The 17,713-nt window shown below is 65.3% G+C and carries 20 protein-coding genes; 13 read left to right on the forward strand and 7 right to left on the reverse strand.

What is annotated here, in order from left to right; all coding sequences use genetic code 11:
* Positions 1 to 10: 10 nt before the first annotated feature.
* Positions 11 to 925, reverse strand: a complete 915-nt coding sequence (locus C8C99_RS06025; protein WP_108625246.1) for a bacteriophage abortive infection AbiH family protein — start codon at positions 923 to 925, stop codon at positions 11 to 13.
* A 7-nt stretch (positions 926 to 932) separates the two neighbouring features.
* Complete coding sequence (locus C8C99_RS06030) at positions 933 to 2,168, reverse strand: hypothetical protein (protein ID WP_146186015.1); 1,236 nt, start codon at positions 2,166 to 2,168, stop codon at positions 933 to 935.
* 195 nt (positions 2,169 to 2,363) lie between these two features.
* Between C8C99_RS06030 and C8C99_RS06035 the strand changes: the two genes are divergently transcribed.
* From C8C99_RS06035 to C8C99_RS06045, 3 genes are all read left to right on the forward strand, one after another.
* Positions 2,364 to 3,191, forward strand: coding sequence for a DUF932 domain-containing protein (locus C8C99_RS06035; RefSeq protein WP_108625248.1), 828 nt, complete (start codon positions 2,364 to 2,366; stop codon positions 3,189 to 3,191).
* A 66-nt stretch (positions 3,192 to 3,257) separates the two neighbouring features.
* Entirely contained in the window at positions 3,258 to 5,315 is a 2,058-nt protein-coding gene (locus C8C99_RS06040; RefSeq protein ID WP_108625249.1) for a ParB/RepB/Spo0J family partition protein, read from the forward strand.
* Between the two features lie 61 nt (positions 5,316 to 5,376).
* On the forward strand, positions 5,377 to 5,589 hold the full coding sequence (locus C8C99_RS06045) for a hypothetical protein (protein ID WP_046543538.1): 213 nt from the start codon (positions 5,377 to 5,379) through the stop codon (positions 5,587 to 5,589).
* 168 nt (positions 5,590 to 5,757) lie between these two features.
* Here C8C99_RS06045 and C8C99_RS06050 read toward each other — a convergent pair whose 3' ends face one another.
* Complete coding sequence (locus tag C8C99_RS06050) at positions 5,758 to 6,426, reverse strand: hypothetical protein (RefSeq protein ID WP_061289688.1); 669 nt, start codon at positions 6,424 to 6,426, stop codon at positions 5,758 to 5,760.
* A 901-nt stretch (positions 6,427 to 7,327) separates the two neighbouring features.
* Between C8C99_RS06050 and C8C99_RS06065 the strand changes: the two genes are divergently transcribed.
* Positions 7,328 to 7,642 (forward strand): DUF736 domain-containing protein, encoded by a 315-nt coding sequence (locus tag C8C99_RS06065; protein ID WP_108625250.1) that lies wholly within the window; start codon positions 7,328 to 7,330, stop codon positions 7,640 to 7,642.
* A gap of 395 nt (positions 7,643 to 8,037) precedes the next feature.
* Here C8C99_RS06065 and C8C99_RS06070 read toward each other — a convergent pair whose 3' ends face one another.
* Together C8C99_RS06070 and C8C99_RS24315 are read right to left on the reverse strand one after the other, a co-directional pair.
* Positions 8,038 to 8,331, reverse strand: a complete 294-nt coding sequence (locus C8C99_RS06070) for a helix-turn-helix domain-containing protein (protein ID WP_108625251.1) — start codon at positions 8,329 to 8,331, stop codon at positions 8,038 to 8,040.
* 66 nt (positions 8,332 to 8,397) lie between these two features.
* On the reverse strand, positions 8,398 to 8,520 hold the full coding sequence (locus C8C99_RS24315) for a hypothetical protein (RefSeq protein ID WP_255411681.1): 123 nt from the start codon (positions 8,518 to 8,520) through the stop codon (positions 8,398 to 8,400).
* A gap of 34 nt (positions 8,521 to 8,554) precedes the next feature.
* Here C8C99_RS24315 and C8C99_RS06075 point away from each other — a divergent pair, with 34 nt between their 5' ends.
* From C8C99_RS06075 to C8C99_RS06125, 9 genes are all read left to right on the forward strand, one after another.
* Positions 8,555 to 8,902 (forward strand): DUF2958 domain-containing protein, encoded by a 348-nt coding sequence (locus C8C99_RS06075; protein WP_108625252.1) that lies wholly within the window; start codon positions 8,555 to 8,557, stop codon positions 8,900 to 8,902.
* Positions 8,903 to 9,247: 345 nt separating this feature from the next.
* Complete coding sequence (locus C8C99_RS06080; protein ID WP_108625253.1) at positions 9,248 to 10,042, forward strand: DNA -binding domain-containing protein; 795 nt, start codon at positions 9,248 to 9,250, stop codon at positions 10,040 to 10,042.
* A gap of 83 nt (positions 10,043 to 10,125) precedes the next feature.
* Positions 10,126 to 10,416 carry an AlpA family transcriptional regulator gene (locus C8C99_RS06085; protein ID WP_108627063.1) on the forward strand — a complete coding sequence of 97 codons (291 nt, stop codon included), beginning with the start codon at positions 10,126 to 10,128 and terminating at the stop codon, positions 10,414 to 10,416.
* A 26-nt stretch (positions 10,417 to 10,442) separates the two neighbouring features.
* Positions 10,443 to 11,276, forward strand: coding sequence for a replication initiator protein A (locus C8C99_RS06090; RefSeq protein ID WP_046543531.1), 834 nt, complete (start codon positions 10,443 to 10,445; stop codon positions 11,274 to 11,276).
* A gap of 268 nt (positions 11,277 to 11,544) precedes the next feature.
* Complete coding sequence (parA, locus tag C8C99_RS06100; protein WP_108625255.1) at positions 11,545 to 12,183, forward strand: ParA family partition ATPase; 639 nt, start codon at positions 11,545 to 11,547, stop codon at positions 12,181 to 12,183.
* Positions 12,180 to 12,464, forward strand: a complete 285-nt coding sequence (locus C8C99_RS06105) for a chromosome partitioning protein ParB (RefSeq protein ID WP_108625256.1) — start codon at positions 12,180 to 12,182, stop codon at positions 12,462 to 12,464. Before parA ends, C8C99_RS06105 begins: the two co-directional genes overlap by 4 nt.
* Positions 12,461 to 13,018, forward strand: coding sequence for a DUF2840 domain-containing protein (locus C8C99_RS06110; protein WP_108625257.1), 558 nt, complete (start codon positions 12,461 to 12,463; stop codon positions 13,016 to 13,018). Before C8C99_RS06105 ends, C8C99_RS06110 begins: the two co-directional genes overlap by 4 nt.
* A complete protein-coding gene (locus C8C99_RS06115; protein WP_108625258.1) occupies positions 13,015 to 13,611 on the forward strand; it encodes a S26 family signal peptidase in 597 nt (198 codons plus the stop codon). The genes C8C99_RS06110 and C8C99_RS06115 overlap by 4 nt, the downstream gene beginning before the upstream one ends.
* A gap of 448 nt (positions 13,612 to 14,059) precedes the next feature.
* Positions 14,060 to 16,042: a relaxase/mobilization nuclease and DUF3363 domain-containing protein gene (locus C8C99_RS06125; protein WP_108625259.1), complete on the forward strand. Its 1,983-nt coding sequence runs from the start codon at positions 14,060 to 14,062 to the stop codon at positions 16,040 to 16,042.
* 47 nt (positions 16,043 to 16,089) lie between these two features.
* Here the strand turns inward: C8C99_RS06125 and C8C99_RS06130 are convergent, their stop codons facing one another.
* Together C8C99_RS06130 and C8C99_RS06135 are read right to left on the reverse strand one after the other, a co-directional pair.
* A complete protein-coding gene (locus C8C99_RS06130) occupies positions 16,090 to 16,878 on the reverse strand; it encodes an enoyl-CoA hydratase/isomerase family protein (RefSeq protein WP_015014605.1) in 789 nt (262 codons plus the stop codon).
* Positions 16,879 to 16,911: 33 nt separating this feature from the next.
* Positions 16,912 to 17,694 (reverse strand): SDR family NAD(P)-dependent oxidoreductase, encoded by a 783-nt coding sequence (locus C8C99_RS06135; RefSeq protein WP_015014604.1) that lies wholly within the window; start codon positions 17,692 to 17,694, stop codon positions 16,912 to 16,914.
* Positions 17,695 to 17,713: the final 19 nt, after the last annotated feature.

A 17,713-nucleotide genomic window follows, 5' to 3' on the forward strand; every position in this document is an offset into this window, starting at 1 on the left:
TGGCCTCGCCTTACTGTGCCTGCTTGTAGTCGCTCCAAAGAACGGCCGCAGCTCGCTGAGCATCAACCCCAAGCGTGACCAGTCGACCGTATTTCATTGATCGCTCCTGCTCCGAGCGGCAAGCAACATACCAATGGGCGGCGGCAACGCTGGGCACCCGCAGCAGTGCCTGAACATAAGGAATGTCTACATCGGACAAAGAATGCCCCAGTACATGCACTGTCTCGACTGCGCCGAGCTGGTCAAAGAACGGTTGATGTTCGCGAATTAAGCGCTCTGATGGTTTGAATGTCCTGGAGAAGTAGTCGTCCAGGATGTCGTGGGCTTCCATCAACCGTGTGTCGATGTCCTCGATGTCGGGCCGATCATTGAGGGATCGGCGTTGCGTCGGATTCCACCCATGCCCCAGGATCAACTCGCTGTCCTGCATCCTGGCCTCGCCATGGATGTGCAGTACATGGGCGTCAGGCACGGCGTAAAGGTCGCCAAGCGTCGAGGTGTAGTTAAAGGTCAGGAAGGCGGCATTCGCGTCGATGCTTCGCAAGTGCTGTGTCGCTGTGCCAGATGTCGGAATCACCAATGATCGTATCCACTCGCCGAACCGCGCCCTGAGTTCGGTCGAAAGTCGTTGCACCACCAGATCGACCTCATACTGAAAGTCATGGTGCCCGGCATCACTCCAGTCCTCGGCGCTATAAGACGGCATGAATTGGTCGAGATCGTCGATGATGCTGTCCACGTCGATGTCAGCCAACGCGGATTCAAGATCGCTCCAGTCCTCGTCAGCCGGAAGATACCTGTCGACGGCATCGAACAGGTCCCGGTCGCGCTGCCGTACGTATTCCTTGAACCGAGCGTAGCTCGAAGGAATCCCATGCCATAGGTCGAACCCGTTTCCAATGACATAGAGCTTGGTGGGTTGCATTGGCAGCTTATTTCTTCTTGGCGAGACGTTGGAACTGGGTGGCGGCGAACGCTGAGGAAACCTTCAGCGAGTCCTTGTATTCCGGGTAGCTGGAAACAATGTCGCAGAAGTAGTTGTGATATGCGGCGAGCCACGCGAACTTTGAAAAGACCGCTGGGACTGCCGTATAGGCATTCAGCGCCGATTCGATCTGCTTCTTGTGCAGGCGAAGGGATTTGGCATCGAGATACTCTCGATCATCACCCTCAATAATGCACTCCGTCAGATAGTTCAGGAAATAGCGACCGTCAGGGCCTTTCAGTACATGCCTGAGTTGAGGTGCAATCTCACCGGAGTAGTAAGTGAGGTGCTTGTCCACCAGCTTCATCGTGTTGTCGCACAGGACGACGACAGGGTTGACGGCTACTTTGCTCTCAAGGCGATACGCCTCCAGCAACGCCGCACCATACACACTGTTCTCGTCCATGAACAACTGGTCTACAGCCAGGCCACCGCGGATGAAGAAGCCATTCAACGCCATCTGAAACTGATATTCGTTGATAGCCCAAAGAATGAATCCGAATTCGGACTCCATGTCGTCGCTGAACCGGGGGTGGGCCAGCACCACGTTGTCAGTGAATGATTTGAAGTAGAGCATTGAATCATCGGTGCTCTTCTTGATCTGGGCGATGCTCCTGGCGAGAATCTTGTGAAAACTCTCAAGTAGCTCGTCCGCGCTACCGTCCTTGTAGCTGGCGCGAATCCTTTCCGAGAAGCCCAGGACATCCAGAAAGGCGCAATAGGAAAGCCGATGCACCGGCTTACCAGCGGAGAAGTAGTCTGACTTCCCTTTGTTCTGCTTTTTGGTGGTTTTCATCATCGAATCGAAAGTACTGCTGTTGGTGTTGCAAGCATAGCGTTCGTTTCGCGGAGGTCGTTTAATTCGCGTAGAAATTCGGACGTCCCCGGCCAAGAGCGCATGGCCGGTCGCGCTGTCGTGCTGCGCATCGAACCCCCTGCGGGGTTTCGCCCCTGTCGAGCTTCCATCGTCCCCTCGCGCTGCTCGGCTGACGCCTCCGGCCCGGATTTCCAGATCCAGGCCTGCGCGCTTCGCTTGCCGTGCGGTCGGCACACAGGGATGGCCGTTGCCTTGTTCAGCCGTCTTCCCTGACTCCATCACCTTGCTCGCGACTGTAGCCCGCGCCCGTGCGCCATCAAGGCGCGCAGGGCCGAGTCCTCGGCTGCGCCTGCGGGCCGCACCCACCCTGCGCTTGTTTCCTTGACGGCGTCCGTTCGCGCGCTCCTGACCGTCGCGGGCGATGAACTCAGGAAAGACGGTGGCAACGAGGCCAACCGGGTTCTTCGTGCCGACCGCACCGAACAGCCGAAAGGCTGGGCTTCGAATCTAGGAATCCGGTGTGCGGTTTCTTCAATAGCCAACTTTGTCAGGAGAAAGACCATGCAACTCGCATCCCGTTTCGCTTCCTATTCCCCGGCATTGCGCAGCGACTCCCCGCTGTCCGATGACCAGATTCGCAGGGTGGCCCCGTCCATCTTCGCGGGCGCCCCGCACGAAAGCCGCTCCGAGCGGTACGCCTACATCCCCACGGTGGCGGTGCTGACCGAGCTTCGCAAGGAAGGGTTTCAGCCCTTCATGGTGACGCAAACCCGCGTGCGCAACGAAGGCAAGCGCGAGCACACGAAACACATGCTGCGCCTGCGCCATGCCAGCCAGATCAACGGTGCAGAGGCCAACGAAATCATTCTGCTGAACTCGCACGACGGCACCAGCAGCTACCAGATGCTGGCGGGCCAGTTCCGATTCGTTTGCAGCAATGGCCTTGTCTGCGGCGACACCGTGGCCGATGTGCGGGTGCCGCACAAGGGCGACGTGGCGGGCCAGATCATCGAAGGCGCCTTCGAGGTGCTGCACGGTTTTGACCGCGTGAAGGAGTCGCGCGACCTGATGCGCGGCGTCACCTTGGACGATGGTGAATCGCAGGTGTTCGCCCGCGCCGCGCTGGCCCTCAAGTACGACGATCCGACCAAGCCCGCGCCCATCACGGAATCGCAAATCCTGATGCCGCGCCGCTTCGACGACCGCCGCCCCGACCTGTGGAGTGTGTTCAACCGCACGCAGGAGAACCTGACCAAGGGCGGATTGTCCGGCCGTGCTGCCAATGGCCGCAGGCAGCAGACCCGCCCCGTGCAGGGCATCGATTCCGACATTCGCCTGAACCGCGCCCTGTGGCTGCTGGCCGATGGCATGCGCCAGTTGAAGGCTTGAACCGTTACCCCCGCCGGAGGGGCGGTTCCCCTCCATTCCCTTGTTTCGCTCGATTGGAGATTCACCATGAACGCCGTTACCACCACCGAAGCCCAAGCCGTCCACACCGCAGCCAGCAGCGCCGCCAACGTGCTGCAAGCTGCCGACCCGAGCAAGCACATGATCCTGGTGCCGCTGTCGCGGCTGGTGCTGCGCCCCACGGGCCGCAACGTGCGCAAGACCGTCCCGCGCATGTCCATCCCCGAACTGGCCGCAAGCATCCAGCGCGTGGGCCTGCTGCAAAACCTGATCGTGATTCCCACCTCCGATGGCGTGCACTACGAGGTGGTGGCCGGTGGCCGACGCCTCGCGGCCCTCAAGCTGCTGGCGAAAAAGCACCGCATCGCCAAGGATTGGCAGGTGCCTTGTCTGCAAGTGGCCGATGGCATGGCCCGCACAGCCAGTCTCACCGAGAACGTGCAGCGCGAAGCCATGCACCCGGCTGACCAGTTTGAAGCCTTCGCGGCGCTGGTGGCTGAGGGCCGGCCCATCGAAGACATTGCGGCGGATTTCTCTGTCACGCCGCTGGTGGTGCAGCGCCGCTTAAAGCTGGCGAACGTCTCGCCCCGGCTGATGGACAATTACCGCGCCGATGCCGTCACGCTCGATCAGTTGATGGCTCTGGCCATCACCGACGATCACGCAGCGCAGGAGGCCGCGTTCTACGATGCGCCTCAGTGGCAGCGCAGTCCATCCACGCTGCGCGAGCGCCTGACCGAGCGCGAGATTGGGGCCTCGCATGCGCTGGTGCGCTTCGTCGGGCTGGACGCCTACGAAGCCGAAGGCGGTGGCATCCGCCGCGACCTGCTCGCAGAGGGCGATGCGGGCGTGTACGTGTCCGACACCGTGCTGCTGGAAACGCTGGTGCGTGAGAAACTGACCGGCATTGCCGACACTATCCGCACCGAGGGCTGGGCCTGGGTGGATGCCACCCCCGCCATGACCCATGCCGACCTGCAAGCCTTCCAGCGTGCTCCGAGGGAACGGCGCACGCCGAACAAGCGCGAGGCACAGCGCATCGAGAAGCTGCAAGCCAAGATGCAGGGCATCGGCGAAGCCGTGGATGCCGCGATGGACGCCGACGACGAGGACAAGGCCGAAGCCTTGGAGGAGGAGGGCGAACGCTTGGGCGAGCAGTTGCAGGCGCTGGAAGATGGCTTGCTGGGCTACGGCGCGAACGTCCGCGCCGCCGCCGGCGCCATCGTCACCATCGACCGCAATGGGGAGGCCGTGATTCATCGCGGGCTGCTGCGCGAGGCCGAGGCCAAGGCGTTGCGCACGCTGGAAAAGCTGCGCCAAGGTTTTGCCGATGGTGAAGGTGCGAACGTCGAGGACGGCGAGACAGCAGAAGAAGCCCAAGCTCCCGCCGTGTCCGACCGGCTGGCGCAACGCCTGAGCGCGCACCGCACCGCCGCGCTGCAAATCGAAGTCACCCGGCATCCGCAAGTGGCGCTGGCCGCGCTGGTGCATGGCATGGTGCAGAGCGTCTTGCAGGATCGCCGCTATGGCTCCAGCCGCGACGCTCTGCCGCTGGGTGTTCGCTTCACGGTGCAAGACCGGCTGGAAGGCATTGCCCCGGATTGGCCGGATTCGCCCGCCGCCGTGGCGCTGCGCGAGGTGCAGCAGGCATGGGGCGACAAGCTGCCCGAGGACAGCGCCGCACTGTTCTCCGCGCTGCTGGCGATGGAGCAAGGCGAGCTGGTCCAACTGCTGGCCGTGTGCGTGGCGGGGGCGGTGGACGTGGTAACCCCGCGCGCCACGCCGCACCAGCCCGGCGCGGAACTGGCGCAGGCCGTGGGCCTCGACATGGCCGCATGGTGGAAGCCGAGCGCGGAAGGCTACTTCAAGCACGTTCCGAAGGCCGCGATCCTGCAAGCCGTGGGTGAGTTCGCGCCGGATCACGTCAACCGGCTGGGCAAGCTCAAGAAGGCTGACATTGCCAGCGAAGCCGAGCGGCTGGCCGGTGGCACGGGCTGGATGCCTGCCATCTTCAAGGCCAAGGGGCCGCAGGAGGCCGCATCGGAGGAAGGCCCGGAAGAAGCCCCCGCCGTGGTGGATGAAGCGGCCGAAGCGTTGGCCGCTTGACCCTCGATACAGACCAACGCCCCGGCCCCGGCCGGGGCGTTGGCTTGCAAGAGCCAGACCCATGCCTACCACCGACACTACGAGCCGCCCGCGGATGGCGGCGATCTATGCACCGGGCACGGTGCGCGCCCGCCGCTGGCACGGCGCGGGCGATGTGCGCGGCTACCGTCCACCCTCGGGCTGGACGGCCCGCGCCGACCTCACGGACGTTCACCCCATCACGGGCCGCGCCCTGGCGCGGGCCGTGTGGTGGATCATCGAGACGAAGGAATGACGCCAGCACCCGGCCCAGGCCGTTCCGACCTGGGCCGGGTGGATTCAAAAAGCCGGGCGCGGTCGTGGCCGCGCCCGGCTTTGAACCCCGAAGACCAGCCAGAACGCCGCAGCCTTCGCTACCGCCTCGGTTGCGGCGTTGGCGCATCGGTCGATGGCGAGGGCACGATCACACCTTGATCGGGCCAAACATTCCCGTGTAGATCAGGGTTTCCCAAACCTTCTTGATTCCCTGTCCGGTTTCCTGGCTCACAAACAGCGACGACCTTGCGCCGTGAGGGGCGCCCAGGAAATACGAACGCATCGACTCCCAGGTCTCCGCGACCTGTGACCAGGTCCAGCACGGAACTTCTTTCTCCAAGATCAGGGGCACAGCGATAGCCAGGGGGATCATCTTATCCATCGGCAACGGCTCTTCCCAGTTGCACTTGACCAGGATCGGGGTTGCCTCCGCGCTGTAGAACTGCACATCCAGCTTCTCTGCCGTGATGTACGCGGCGTGGTGGCGAGGCAGGGCCAGCACGGAATCCAGGACCTTCTGGCCATCGCCATAGGGGCAGGTGATGAATCCGTGGGCGAAGTACCGCGTGTGATCGAGGCCCTTGTAGCCGCAGCGATCGCTGGGGGTGGTAACGGGATGGCGGTCATCGTGATTGCGTACCAGCGGGTGCCATGAGGGGTATCGGTCAACTACCGGCCCGAGTTCAGTCACGATGTCTTCTAGCGCCCTTTTGCTCCGGAGGCGCTGCGATTCGTCCGCATCCCGAGGGCGGGGGACAAGGTACTTCTCCACCTCTTCGTATCCTGCTTGTGCTGCTTCATCTGCTCGGAACGCCATGATTCACCTCGTTTTGCTGTGTTGTGCGTGAATTTATTATATTACGCATGAAATGTCAATATTGTGCGTAAGTTGATTGATTCATGGTGGTTGGCGGTTCGTAGTTCGACAACCATGAGCGTGCCGGCGCAACGCGCCGTCGGGCTCTCGGGCTGCGCCCCGTGCCGACTTCGCTGTCACGGCCATTCGGCGTCCATCCCTCACGCCTTCGCGCCTGCGGCGCTGCGCGCTTCGCTTGCCTCCGGGGGACAGTCCCGCGGACTCTCCCCGCCGCGCATGGCTTAGCGCCCCTCGATACCGCCGAACCGGCATGCGCCGGATCGGCCGTGCAGCGCCCCGCTGCGATGGACGGGGCGCTGGCGAACACGCCGGCGCTTGCTGCGGCAGGTTGTGCAAATGCGTGCTGTCCTCAACGCTGGCGGTTCCTGCCCATCAAGTCGCGAAGGACGATTGACGCCAGTTCACGTCATCCCTGCCCGGCATCGCCATGGAGTTTCCACGCTACGCCTCAAGACCGGCGCCGCAAGGTGCAGCGGGGGCGTTCTCGCCTGTCGTCGGGGGGGTGACCTGGCCCGCGTTAGTGGGCGAGCCGGCGCAGCCTTCGTGCGGGGATGCCGAGCCGGCCCCGTCTCCTTGCGGTGCGGTTCGGCCCAAAGCGTCCTTGTGTTGTTGTGAATCCTGGTGGTGGCGCGGCTGCGCCTCGGGCTTCATGGCTGCAACCGTCCGGCGAAAACAATTTCCCCTCCGCTGCGCAGATTCCTCGCGCGACAAATTCTTTTCGCCTCCCGGCTCTCCACTGCGTTTCGACCGCAAGCGGTGCAGCCCGCCCGTCCCCCGCCGGCCGGATCACAACAAGGACGCGATGGGCGCGAACCTTGTTCCACCGTAAGGAGAAATCATCATGGCCAACATCGGCAGCTTCACCGCAGACAAAGACGGCTTCACCGGCACGCTTCGCACCCTGACGCTCAACGTCAAGGTCAAGCTGGTTCCCAACGACAAGGGCGACAACGAAAAGGCCCCCGACTTCCGCCTGCAGGCGGCCAGTCACGACATCGGCGCGGCGTGGAAGAAGACCAGCGAGGCCGGGCGGGAGTACGTCTCCGTGACCCTCGACGATCCTTCGTTCCCGGCCACGGTCTACGCCCGCCTGATCGAAGGCGAGAACGGCACGCACGACCTGATCTGGTCGCGCAGCAAGCCCCAGGCGGCGTGACCGCCGCCCGCAGTGCCCCGCCACACGGCGGGGCACTGCGCTGTCAATTCGTCCCGAACGCGGCAGCAACAGGCCGTGGCCCATGGCGGGCCGCGTCTTCCGGTTCTTCCTGGCTTTCCTGGTCTTCCTATCCAGAGGTAGCGTCTGCAGTGGCTGTCTGGGCCTGGCGTGTCGGCGCGGTGCGCCGCCGGGCTTTGCGGGCTGCGCCCCGTGCCGTCTATGCCGTCACGGCCATTCGGCTCCAATCCCTCACGCCTTCGCGCCTGCAGCGCTGCGCGCTTCGCTTGCCTCCGGGGGAAAGCCCTGCGGGCTATCCCCGCCGCGCAGGCTTGGCGCCCCTGGAACACCGCCGATCCGGCTGAGCCGGATCGGCCATGCCGGCGCAGGCGCGCACGCTAGGGCGTGCCACCCTTCTTCGTCACCGTCTCCAGCTCCTGTCGCACCTGCGCCAGCAGCTGGTCGGCCTGCCGCAGGTCCTTACCGGCATAGGCCAGCGTCAGCAGCGTGAGCGGATGGACCTCCATGACCTCACACAGCTCGGCCAGCTTGTTCAGCGTCGGGCTTTTCATGTCACGCTCCAGCGTGCTCATATAGGTGCGGCTGGAGACGTCGGAGAACGCCTCCTGGCTCAATCCACGCGCTTTCCTGATGGTCTTCAGTGCCTCCGACAATGTATGTTTCGCTGCCAACCCTGGATCTCCCCAAAATCCAAGATGACAGTTGATTGCGCCCTATAGGGCTACAATCTATAGTGTTCATTCATGCCGGCTTGCCGCTTTTGTGCTTTTACGGAAATCCGCATCCACGGCTTCGCACAGAAGCGCAAAGCCGCTTGCGTGTTTTTCCTCCAATCCGTCGATACGCTTCTGTGCTTTCACGCTTCGGCGGTTTTGTGCGAATGAGGGGCAAACCGTGGACCGACTCATCACCGAGGACGAGCGCAGGCAACTGCTGGAGCACGGCGCGGTTCGCGCTGCCGGCCAGGCCATCGACCCGCAGCCCGTCGTACGACTCTTCACCCCGGACGCGCACGCCACCTGGCTGCTGGCTTCGCTGAACCCGGCCGACGCCGACACGGCCTACGGCCTGATCGACCTGGGGATCGGCATGCCCGAGCTGGGAGAGATCAAGCTGTCCGACCTCGCGTCCATCGTCGGGCCGCGCCGCCAGCCTGTGATGCGGGATCGGTATTTCCGGGCGGCGCGCACGCTATCGGAGTACACCCGACTGGCCCAGGAGAATGGCTCCATCCTCGATTGAGCCGTTCGCGCCACGGCCAAACCGGGCGCATTGAGGCTATTTCGGTCTTGTTCCAGACTTGTCAGGTCTTAGTCGGCACTGTTGCACCAAACCGGTGCCACTCTGGCGAAACCGGCCATGACGCGGCGCGCGCCATGGGGCACGGTGGATGGTGCAGGAGGCGGCATTTCCTCGCGCGCCACCGTCGCATTCAGACGATCCGCACAACAGACGGTATTGCTTTTCGTCTTGACACGCAAGTTACTAATCTACCAGCTTATTCACGATTGGATGCTGGTTCGATGCGGTGACGTTGGCGTGCGAAACCCGTGACGGCTTTCCTGCGATTCCAGGGGAGCTTGCGTCATGGCCGAGCCGCACCACCTTGCGCACTGGTATCCAACGGCGGCGTATCTCTACGTCCCGTACCTGGATGCGCTCGCACTGGCCTGGGAGTACCTGCGCCGCCATCCGGATTACCGGCTCGACTGGCTGCGCCACCATCGCCGGCAGCCCACATACCAGGCCGCACAGCACGCGGCGCACCGCTGGGGCCTGCGCCTGCTGGAAGACCCGGCCCTGGATGCGCGCGATGCGCATCCGGCCTGGCTGCCTGGCCACGATGCCGTGGTGCAGCTCTACCCGGACGCCGATCCGCCGCCCGATGCGGCGGCCTTCGCGTTCTGGCGCATTCCCGGTCACAAGCAGCTACTGCATGACGGCAAAGGGCTGGCGCTGATCGCGCGCGGCCCCGGCTACTGCGCGCGCTTCGCGCTGGCGCCCGGCCTGGAGGACGGCATGGCGGTCGCCTATGCCCATCGTGGTGGTGGCGGCGGAGGTCGCGGCAGCGCTGCACCTGCACGCGACCCGGCATCGACGCATGCTGCAAGGCCCCGGCCACCGCCCGCCGCCATGTTGGAGTTGCATACCCTGCAAGCACTCGACGCGACCCTGGCGGGCGCGTCCTTGCGCGAGGTGGCCGAGGATCTGTTCGGTGCCGACGCCGTGGCGGCCGACTGGCACGCCGATGGCGACCTGCGCGCTCGCGTGCGCCGCCTCGTGCGGCGCGGCAATGCGCTGATGCGCGGCGGCTATCGCCGCCTAGCACAGCTCCCGCCGCTTGAGAAGGGACGTTTTGATGGGGACGCAAAACGTCCCTGAGCAGCGGAGCTTCGTTTTCTGAGACTGCCTCCATCCGGTTGCGCTGTGTGGCCGGAGCTTTGAAAGCTATGGAGGTACACCCCATGCGTCCTGCCCCCCTGCGGCCTGCCGCCGCTCCCGTAACTGCTTCGACCGCTGCTGCGCAGCCGCAGCGCTATCTCACCAACGACGAAGCCGCCGACTACCTGCGCCTGTCGCCGCGCACGCTGGAGAAGCAGCGCGTGCTGGGTGGCGGCCCCAAGTTCCGCAAGTTCGGCCGCCGCGTGATGTACGCCGTGGCCGACCTCGACGCCTGGGCCGCCGAGCGCAGCTTCGACAGCACCTCCGATCCCGAGTACGCCGAGCACCATGCGGCGGACAGCCGTGCGCGCTGATCTCTGGCGCGCGGGTGGCCTTCGCCATGTCCAGCCCTCCAGGGGCAGTCAGGCAAGAACGCGAACAGCTCGACCTGTTCCGCGCCTTGCCGGGCGACATGGCGCCGCGCGACAGCCAGGACCTGATGGCCTTTCCATTCTTCTCGCTGGCGAAGTCGCGGCGCACGGCGCCGATCGACTTCCAGGCCAGCGGCGTGACGATCCGCGTGGAGGGCACGCAAGAGCACGGCATCGCCACGATCTGGGATGCGGACGTGCTGATCTGGGCGGCCAGCCAGATCGTGGAGGCGCGCGATGCGGGCTTGCGCCCGTCGCGGCTGATGCAGGCCACGCCCTACGAGATCCTGCGCTTCATCGGGCGCGGTACGTCGCTGCGCGACTACCAGCGCCTCAAGGCGGCCCTGGATCGCCTGCAGTCCACCACGGTGGCCACGTCCATCCGCGAGACCACGGGAAGGCGTCTGCACCGCTTCTCGTGGATCAACGAGTGGAAGGAGCTGGCCGACGTCCGCGGCACGCCGCTGGGCATCGAGCTGATCCTGCCGGACTGGTTCTATGGCGGCGTGCTGGATTCGGCACTGGTGCTGACCATCGATGCGGGGTATTTCCGGCTGACGGGTGGCATCGAGCGCTGGCTGTACCGCCTGGTGCGCAAGCACGGCGGGCACCAGCCCGGCGGCTGGCAGTTCGACTTCCGTCACCTGCACCGCAAGTCGGGCAGCACAGCGAAGCCCTACGACTTCGCCTGCGACCTGCGCGCGCTGGTGGCGCGGCAGTCGCTGCCCGGCTACGTCCTGGGCATCGAGCGGATGGACGGGGCCGAGCTGCTGACGTTCCGCCCGGTGCGTCCCGTGCCGTAGACGGCACGGGGATAAACGGTGCGAAGCCTGTGGACGGGCTCGTGCTATCAGGCGTGCCAGGTCTCGTGCTATCAGGCGTGGGACTATCGTGCTATCAGGCGTGTCCATCGCCCGCCAAGCCAATGCTGGCGCGGGTTTCGGCCTCCCTTAACTTCCCTAACTTAAATGCTCTAACTTTTAGTAGAAGCGCCGCACCTCGGTGGACAACCGCCGCGCGGCCACAAATGCAGCGGCAACAGCCGGGCTTTCTAACGCGGAGGGCCAGGCCATGATCGTCGCGCTGCTTAACCAGAAAGGCGGCGTGGGCAAGACCACACTCGCCACCCACATCGCCGGCGAGCTGGCGATGCGCGGCCAGCACGTCGTGCTGCTGGACGCCGATCCGCAAGGTTCATCGCTGGACTGGACGCAGCGCCGCAGCCAACAAGGCTTGCCACGGCTGTTCAGCGCCGTGGGCCTTGCACGCGAAACCCTGCATCAGGAAGCGCCAGAACTCGCCAGGCGGGCCGATCACGTCATCATCGATGGGCCACCCAGGATCGCAGCGCTGGCGCGCTCTGCGCTCTTGGCGGCCGAGCGGGTGCTGATCCCGGTGCAGCCCAGTCCCTACGACCTGTGGGCCAGCGCCGAGATGGTGGCGCTGATCCGCGAGGCGCAGGTGTTCCGGCCTGCGCTGCGCACGGCCTTCGTCATCAACCGGCGCGTCAGTACCACCGTGATCGGGCGCGAAGCGCGCGGTGCGCTGGCCGATCAGCCGCTTCCTGCGCTGCGCGCGGAAGTGCATCAGCGCATCGTGTTCGCCGACAGCGTGGCCGCTGGCCGGCTTGCACGCGAGACGGCGCCGGACAGCGCCGCCGCCCGCGAAATCACCGCGCTGGTGGACGAACTGCTGCGGTGGACGCCATGACTGAGAAGCCGCCAACCAGCAACAAACGTGCGGCCAAGCGCGTCGGCATCGGCGCGCGTCCGCCCGCGAATCCGCACGCCGAGGCGTGGATTCGCCAAGGTAGCGCCGACGACCTCCAGAAAGGCGATGTCTACACGGCTCGCCTCACCCTCGACATTACGCCCGCCATGCGCTCGCGCATCAAGGTCTCGGCCTTCACGCAAGGCGTGACGGTGGCCGACCTGCTGCGTGGCCTGCTGGAGCGGGAGTTTCCTGAACAACGCAGGGAGAACACACCATGACCGCATCCACTTCGCCGGCCTGCGAGCCTGCCGCTGACGCGGCCACGGCTGCGCCACAGCCATCATTCATCGCGCCTTGCGGCCAGCCGGCCCGCGCGCCGCTGACGCGCGTGGCGCTGGCCTACATCGAGGCCCGTTTCAAGCTCTACCTGCGCTTCGGTGAACCCGCGCGCACGCACCAGCTCGACCGCTGGCGGCGCAGCGCGTTGTTCTTGCCGGGCGCGCTGTTCTGCCGCATCCGCTGGCAAGCCAACGACTACGGAACCGTGCGCTGGCAGCTCATGGTGATGCAGGCCTGCACGCCGCTGGACGACGCGCAGCGCATCGCCGGCGTGCAGCAAGGCGCGCGCCTGCTGCTGCACGCCGAGGGCGAGGGGCAAGTGCGCGCCGTGCTGGAGCGCATCGACGCCATCGAGGCGCTGGGCATCGCGCCTGTCGCCGCCTCGCCCGCGTACTGGCGCACGCTCGCCAACCGGCTCGCCGCGCACCTGCCGCTGCCCGAATACACCGCCGAGCGGCATGCCGCCTGGCTGGCTGGGAGGGCGCTGCCATGACCGCCGTTTCCACCATTGGCTCGCCGCGTCCTCGCTCGCGCACCCGCTCACGTCGGCGCGCTCGCATCGTGCTCGCAGGCTTCGCCGCCTGCGGCCTCGCTGCGCTAGCCTGGGCGTCCTTCGTGCATCCGCTGCCGCGCCTGACCTACAACCCGTCCGACAGTGTGGCGGTCGGCTGGTATCGCGTCGATCCGCTCGATCCGCGCACCGGCTCGCTGCCACCGTCATTGCACGTCAGCAGCATCGTCCTGACCCGCTTGCCGGCCAATGCCGCCGCGCTGGCTGCGCAGCGCGGCTACCTGCCGACACGTGTGCCGCTGCTCAAGCGCGTGGGCGCCATCGCACCGCAGGAGGTTTGCATCGCGGGCGGCAGCGTCCGCATCGACGGCGTGCCTTCGGCCGCCGTGCTGCCTGCCGATCGGCTGGGCCGTCCGCTGCCATCTTGGCCGCAGTGCCGGCAGCTTCGGCCTGGCGAACTGTTCCTGCTCAGCGTGACCAACCCGGCGTCGTTCGACAGCCGGTATTTCGGGCCGATCAGCGCATCCGCCGTGATCGGCATCGCGCATCCGGTCTGGCTGGAGAAACGCCCGTGATGGCCACCGACTCGCTGCACGTCGCCGTGCATCTTGTCCTGCCATCGGACGTGTCGATCCGGTGGCATTCAACCTGTCGCCCCGCGTGCAGTGCAAGCGCCCATCCTGCGGCTTGGGCGCTGCACTTCACGCTGCTCTCTCACGTGCAGGCGTCTTGCCTCGAACGCGCCGGGCCGGTGGCCCTGGACGCGTTCGCCGGGGCGCTGGCTGCCTGCAGCGCAGCGCCACCGGGCCGCCGCTGCCGGGAGCGCGAGCGGGAGGCAAAGGCGGAAGGCAAGACAAAAGGGTGCGGCACCTGTCGGCCCGCAAAGCCAGTCTGCACATGGGGGTGGCGCGACACGCAGCGGCTTCGCCGCCGTGCCGCGTGAGGCGCGAAGCCCGCGCCGATGCGGGCATGTCCGCGTGCTTCGCACGCCCGGACACGCCAGAACTTGCAAGGAGCACAGCCATGACCGACCGCCGCGACGACGATTTCCGCATCCGTCCCAGCGCCCCGAAGAACCGGGGCCAGAGCTTCGTCTCCAAGGTACTCAAGCAGGCGGGCAAGGCCAGCAGCGGCAAGTCGGCGGTGCGCCGTCCTGGCGGCAGTAGCAAGAGTGCCGGCTCCGGCCAGCGGCCCGGCTCACGCTTGGGACGCGGCCACACGGCGGCGCGCTTCGCGGGGGCGAAGCTCACGTCCATGTCGCGGCGTGTGACCATCAAGACGCTGCTGCTCAATCAGCACCGAGCCAGCCCGCAGTCGCTTGCCAAGCACCTGCGCTATATCGAGCGCGATGGTGTGGGCCGCGATGGCGAGTCGGGCCAAGCCTACGGGCCGCAGACCGATGCCGCCGACCTCGATGCGTTCAAGGAACGCTGCGCCGACGACCGGCATCACTTCCGCTTCATCCTTTCGCCCGAAGATGGCGCGGAGCTGGAAGACCTGCGCACCTATACCCGGCACCTCATGGGTCGCATGGAGGCCGACCTTGGCACGGGCCTCGATTGGGTGGCCGTCAATCACTGGAACACCGACAACCCGCACACGCACATCGTCGTGCGCGGGCGCGACGACACCGGCAAAGACCTCATCATCGCGGGCGACTACATCGCCGATGGGTTCCGCCATCGCGCCGCCGAACTGGCGACCGAATGGCTGGGCCCGCGCACCGAGCTGGAGATCCAGCAGACCTTGCGGCGCGAGGTGGATCAGGAGCGGTGGACGAGCCTGGATCGCACCTTGAAGCGCGAGGCCGGCGACGATGGCATGGTGCATGTCGAACGGCTCAACGAACCCCGACTGCAACGCCAGCGTCTGCTGCTGATCGGCAGGTTGCAGCGTTTGCAGCGCCTGGGCCTGGCCGACGAGGCCCAGCCCGGCACGTGGACCGTCCACAACGATGCGGAAAAGACCCTGCGCGCCCTGGGCGAGCGCGGCGACATCATCCGCACCATGCAGCGGGCCATGCGCGGCGAGCCGCGCGAACTGGCGGTGTTCGAGCCTGGGGACGATGGCCGAACCATCCTCGGCCGCGTGGCCGCGAAGGGGCTGGCCGACGAACTGCACGACCGGGGCTATCTGGTCATCGACGGCGTGGACGGCATGGCCCACTACGTTGCGCTCAACGCCCGCGACGAGCTGGCGAACTATCCGACCGGCGCTGTGGTGGAGGCAAGGAGATCGGCTGACGTGCGCGCGGCCGACAAGAACATCGCCGCGTTGGCGAGCGATGGCCTGTACCGCACCGACCACCACCTTGCCATCGCGCAGGGTCAGGCCCTGCCCGGCCGCGATCCGCAGGAAGTGGTCGCGTCCCACGTCCGCCGGCTGGAAGCCTTGCGCCGTGCCGGTATCGTGGAACGGGTGGCCGAGGGGCTATGGAAGGTGCCGGGCGACCTGCCCGAGCAGGGCCGTCGCTACGATGCGCAGCGCCTGGGCGGCGTGGCGGTGGAGCTGAAATCGCACCTGCCCATCGAGCGGCAGGCCCGCGTGATCGGAGCCACCTGGCTCGACCAGCAGTTGATCGGCGGCGGCTCGGGCCTGGGCAACCTGGGCTTTGGCAGCGAGGTCAACCAGGCGATGCAGCAGCGCGCCGAATTCCTGGCCGAACAGGGGCTGGCAGAGCGGCGCGGGCAGCGCGTAATCCTCGCGCGCAATCTATTGGCGACACTACGCGATCGGGATGTGATTCGGGCTGCCAAGGATATTGCCACCGAAACCGGGCTGAAACACCGTCTGGCGGCCGATGGCCAGCGCGTGACCGGCATCTACCGACGCAGCCTCATGCTCGCCAGTGGCCGCTTTGCCATGCTCGATGATGGTATGGGGTTCAGCTTGGTGCCATGGACGCCTGTCATCGAACAACGACTCGGCATGCTGATTTCTGCGCAGGTACATGGTGGCACCGTATCCTGGCAAATCCGACGGCAGCAGGGTTTATCCGTTACCTGACGCCAGCAGCAATTAAGCACCCACCGACCGGATGCGTCTACAGCCGTTCAGCGTCCGGCAAACTGCGGGACTTGCTTTGCGACGAACGCGCGGACCGCTTCCAGCGAATCTGTGGTTTTCGAGGCTCGATTCATTTCGGCCGCCTCCAGCCTCAATGAGGTCGCCAGATCACTCTCGAAGGCAGCGAGTTGCAGGCGCTTGGCGCCCGCATAACCTTGCGTTGGTCCGACCGAAAATTGCACCGCCATACGCCGCGCTTCGTCCAGCAGGCTCTCGCCAGGAACCACTTTCTCGACCAATCCCCAGGCCAAGGCCTCGTCCGAACTGACTACGCGATTGGTCAAGATCATGTCTCGTGCGCGTCGTCCACCCACTGCGCGTGGAAGTAGCCAGCTGATGCCGAAATCCCCCGCGTATCCGAGGCCGGTATGGGCCGCCACAAACTTCGTCCCACTTGCGGCAATCAGGTAGTCAGAGACCAAGGCAAGCCCGAGACCGCCTCCGGCTACCGCGCCTTGTACAGCGCAGACTACCGGGAACGGCAGGCTGGCGAATTGAGGAATCATGCTTTCGGCCACTCTCAGTTCGTCATCGACCAAAGTAGACAACGCATCGCCCGCGGCCACCATTTCTTCGATGTCACCTCCGCAACTGAACATCCGGCCCTCACCGCGCAGCAGTAAAGCTCGAATCGAGCCATCGCGTTCGACATCTGCAATGACACCAGCGAGCACGTTTACGACCGACGTGCTCAACGCATTCATTTTTTTTGGCGAGTTGAGTGTTATGGTCGCGACGGCACCATTCTTTTCGAGAATTACCGGATTTCCAGGCATGCTGACGTTCCCTGATTGATCAAAATTTCAGCGTCAGCGCGGCGCCATGCGAATGGCACCATCCACACGAATGGACTCGGCATTCATGTAGCCGCAAGTAACGAGAAACTCGACGGCCTGCGCGAATTCATCGGGGTCGCCTAAACGCTTGGGAAAGGGCACGCTGGCCGCCAGCGCCTGTTTGACGTTGTCCGGCAGGCCCAGCAGCAACGGTGTACCGAAGATCCCCGGCATGATGGTGTTGATCCGGATCCCTTCGTCCATCATGTCGCGCGCGATTGGCAGGGTCATGCCCACGATGGCTGCCTTGCTGGCCGCATAGCTGGCCTGGCCGACCTGGCCGTCCTGCGCGGCGGCCGAAGCGGTGTTGACGATGGCGCCGCGGTCGCCATCGGCCAGCGGCGCGAGCGTCAACATGCCCGCAGCTGACTTGGCGATGCAGCGGAAGGTGCCCACCAGGTTGATCTGAATGATGCGATTGAAACGATCTGCCGCGCATGGGCGGATTTCGCCGGTTTTCTTGTCGCGGCTGACAGTCTTGACGGCATCGGCAGTGCCGGCGCAGTTGACCAGAATGCGTTCCTGCCCAATGGCCGCGCGGGCCTTGGCGAAGGCGGCGTCCACCTGCTCCTCGGACATCACGTCCACATTGCAGTAAACGCCGCCGAGTTCGCTAGCCAACGCCTGGCCGACGGTTTCGTTCATGTCGAAGATGGCGACTTTGACGCCATGGCTGGCCAAACGCCGGGCCGTGGCGGCTCCCAGGCCGGAAGCGCCCCCGGTGATGACGGCAGAGATGTCGGAGTTCAGTTGCATGGTTTTTCCTCGATGGGTG

It is taken from the genome of Acidovorax sp. 107 (assembly GCF_003058055.1).
Taxonomy (GTDB): Bacteria; Pseudomonadota; Gammaproteobacteria; order Burkholderiales; family Burkholderiaceae_C; genus Acidovorax.

Coding starts and splice junctions, on each gene's coding strand:
- C8C99_RS06090 (WP_046543531.1), top strand. CDS start 10,443: ATGTCCAGCCCTCCAGGGGCAGTCAGGCAAGAACGCGAACAGCTCGAC.
- C8C99_RS06085 (WP_108627063.1), top strand. CDS start 10,126: ATGCGTCCTGCCCCCCTGCGGCCTGCCGCCGCTCCCGTAACTGCTTCG.
- parA (WP_108625255.1), top strand. CDS start 11,545: ATGATCGTCGCGCTGCTTAACCAGAAAGGCGGCGTGGGCAAGACCACA.
- C8C99_RS06130 (WP_015014605.1), bottom strand. CDS start 16,878: ATGCCTGGAAATCCGGTAATTCTCGAAAAGAATGGTGCCGTCGCGACC.
- C8C99_RS06025 (WP_108625246.1), bottom strand. CDS start 925: ATGCAACCCACCAAGCTCTATGTCATTGGAAACGGGTTCGACCTATGG.
- C8C99_RS06115 (WP_108625258.1), top strand. CDS start 13,015: ATGACCGCCGTTTCCACCATTGGCTCGCCGCGTCCTCGCTCGCGCACC.
- C8C99_RS06050 (WP_061289688.1), bottom strand. CDS start 6,426: ATGGCGTTCCGAGCAGATGAAGCAGCACAAGCAGGATACGAAGAGGTG.
- C8C99_RS06105 (WP_108625256.1), top strand. CDS start 12,180: ATGACTGAGAAGCCGCCAACCAGCAACAAACGTGCGGCCAAGCGCGTC.
- C8C99_RS06135 (WP_015014604.1), bottom strand. CDS start 17,694: ATGCAACTGAACTCCGACATCTCTGCCGTCATCACCGGGGGCGCTTCC.
- C8C99_RS06125 (WP_108625259.1), top strand. CDS start 14,060: ATGACCGACCGCCGCGACGACGATTTCCGCATCCGTCCCAGCGCCCCG.
- C8C99_RS06035 (WP_108625248.1), top strand. CDS start 2,364: ATGCAACTCGCATCCCGTTTCGCTTCCTATTCCCCGGCATTGCGCAGC.
- C8C99_RS06065 (WP_108625250.1), top strand. CDS start 7,328: ATGGCCAACATCGGCAGCTTCACCGCAGACAAAGACGGCTTCACCGGC.
- C8C99_RS06110 (WP_108625257.1), top strand. CDS start 12,461: ATGACCGCATCCACTTCGCCGGCCTGCGAGCCTGCCGCTGACGCGGCC.
- C8C99_RS06080 (WP_108625253.1), top strand. CDS start 9,248: ATGGCCGAGCCGCACCACCTTGCGCACTGGTATCCAACGGCGGCGTAT.
- C8C99_RS06040 (WP_108625249.1), top strand. CDS start 3,258: ATGAACGCCGTTACCACCACCGAAGCCCAAGCCGTCCACACCGCAGCC.
- C8C99_RS06045 (WP_046543538.1), top strand. CDS start 5,377: ATGCCTACCACCGACACTACGAGCCGCCCGCGGATGGCGGCGATCTAT.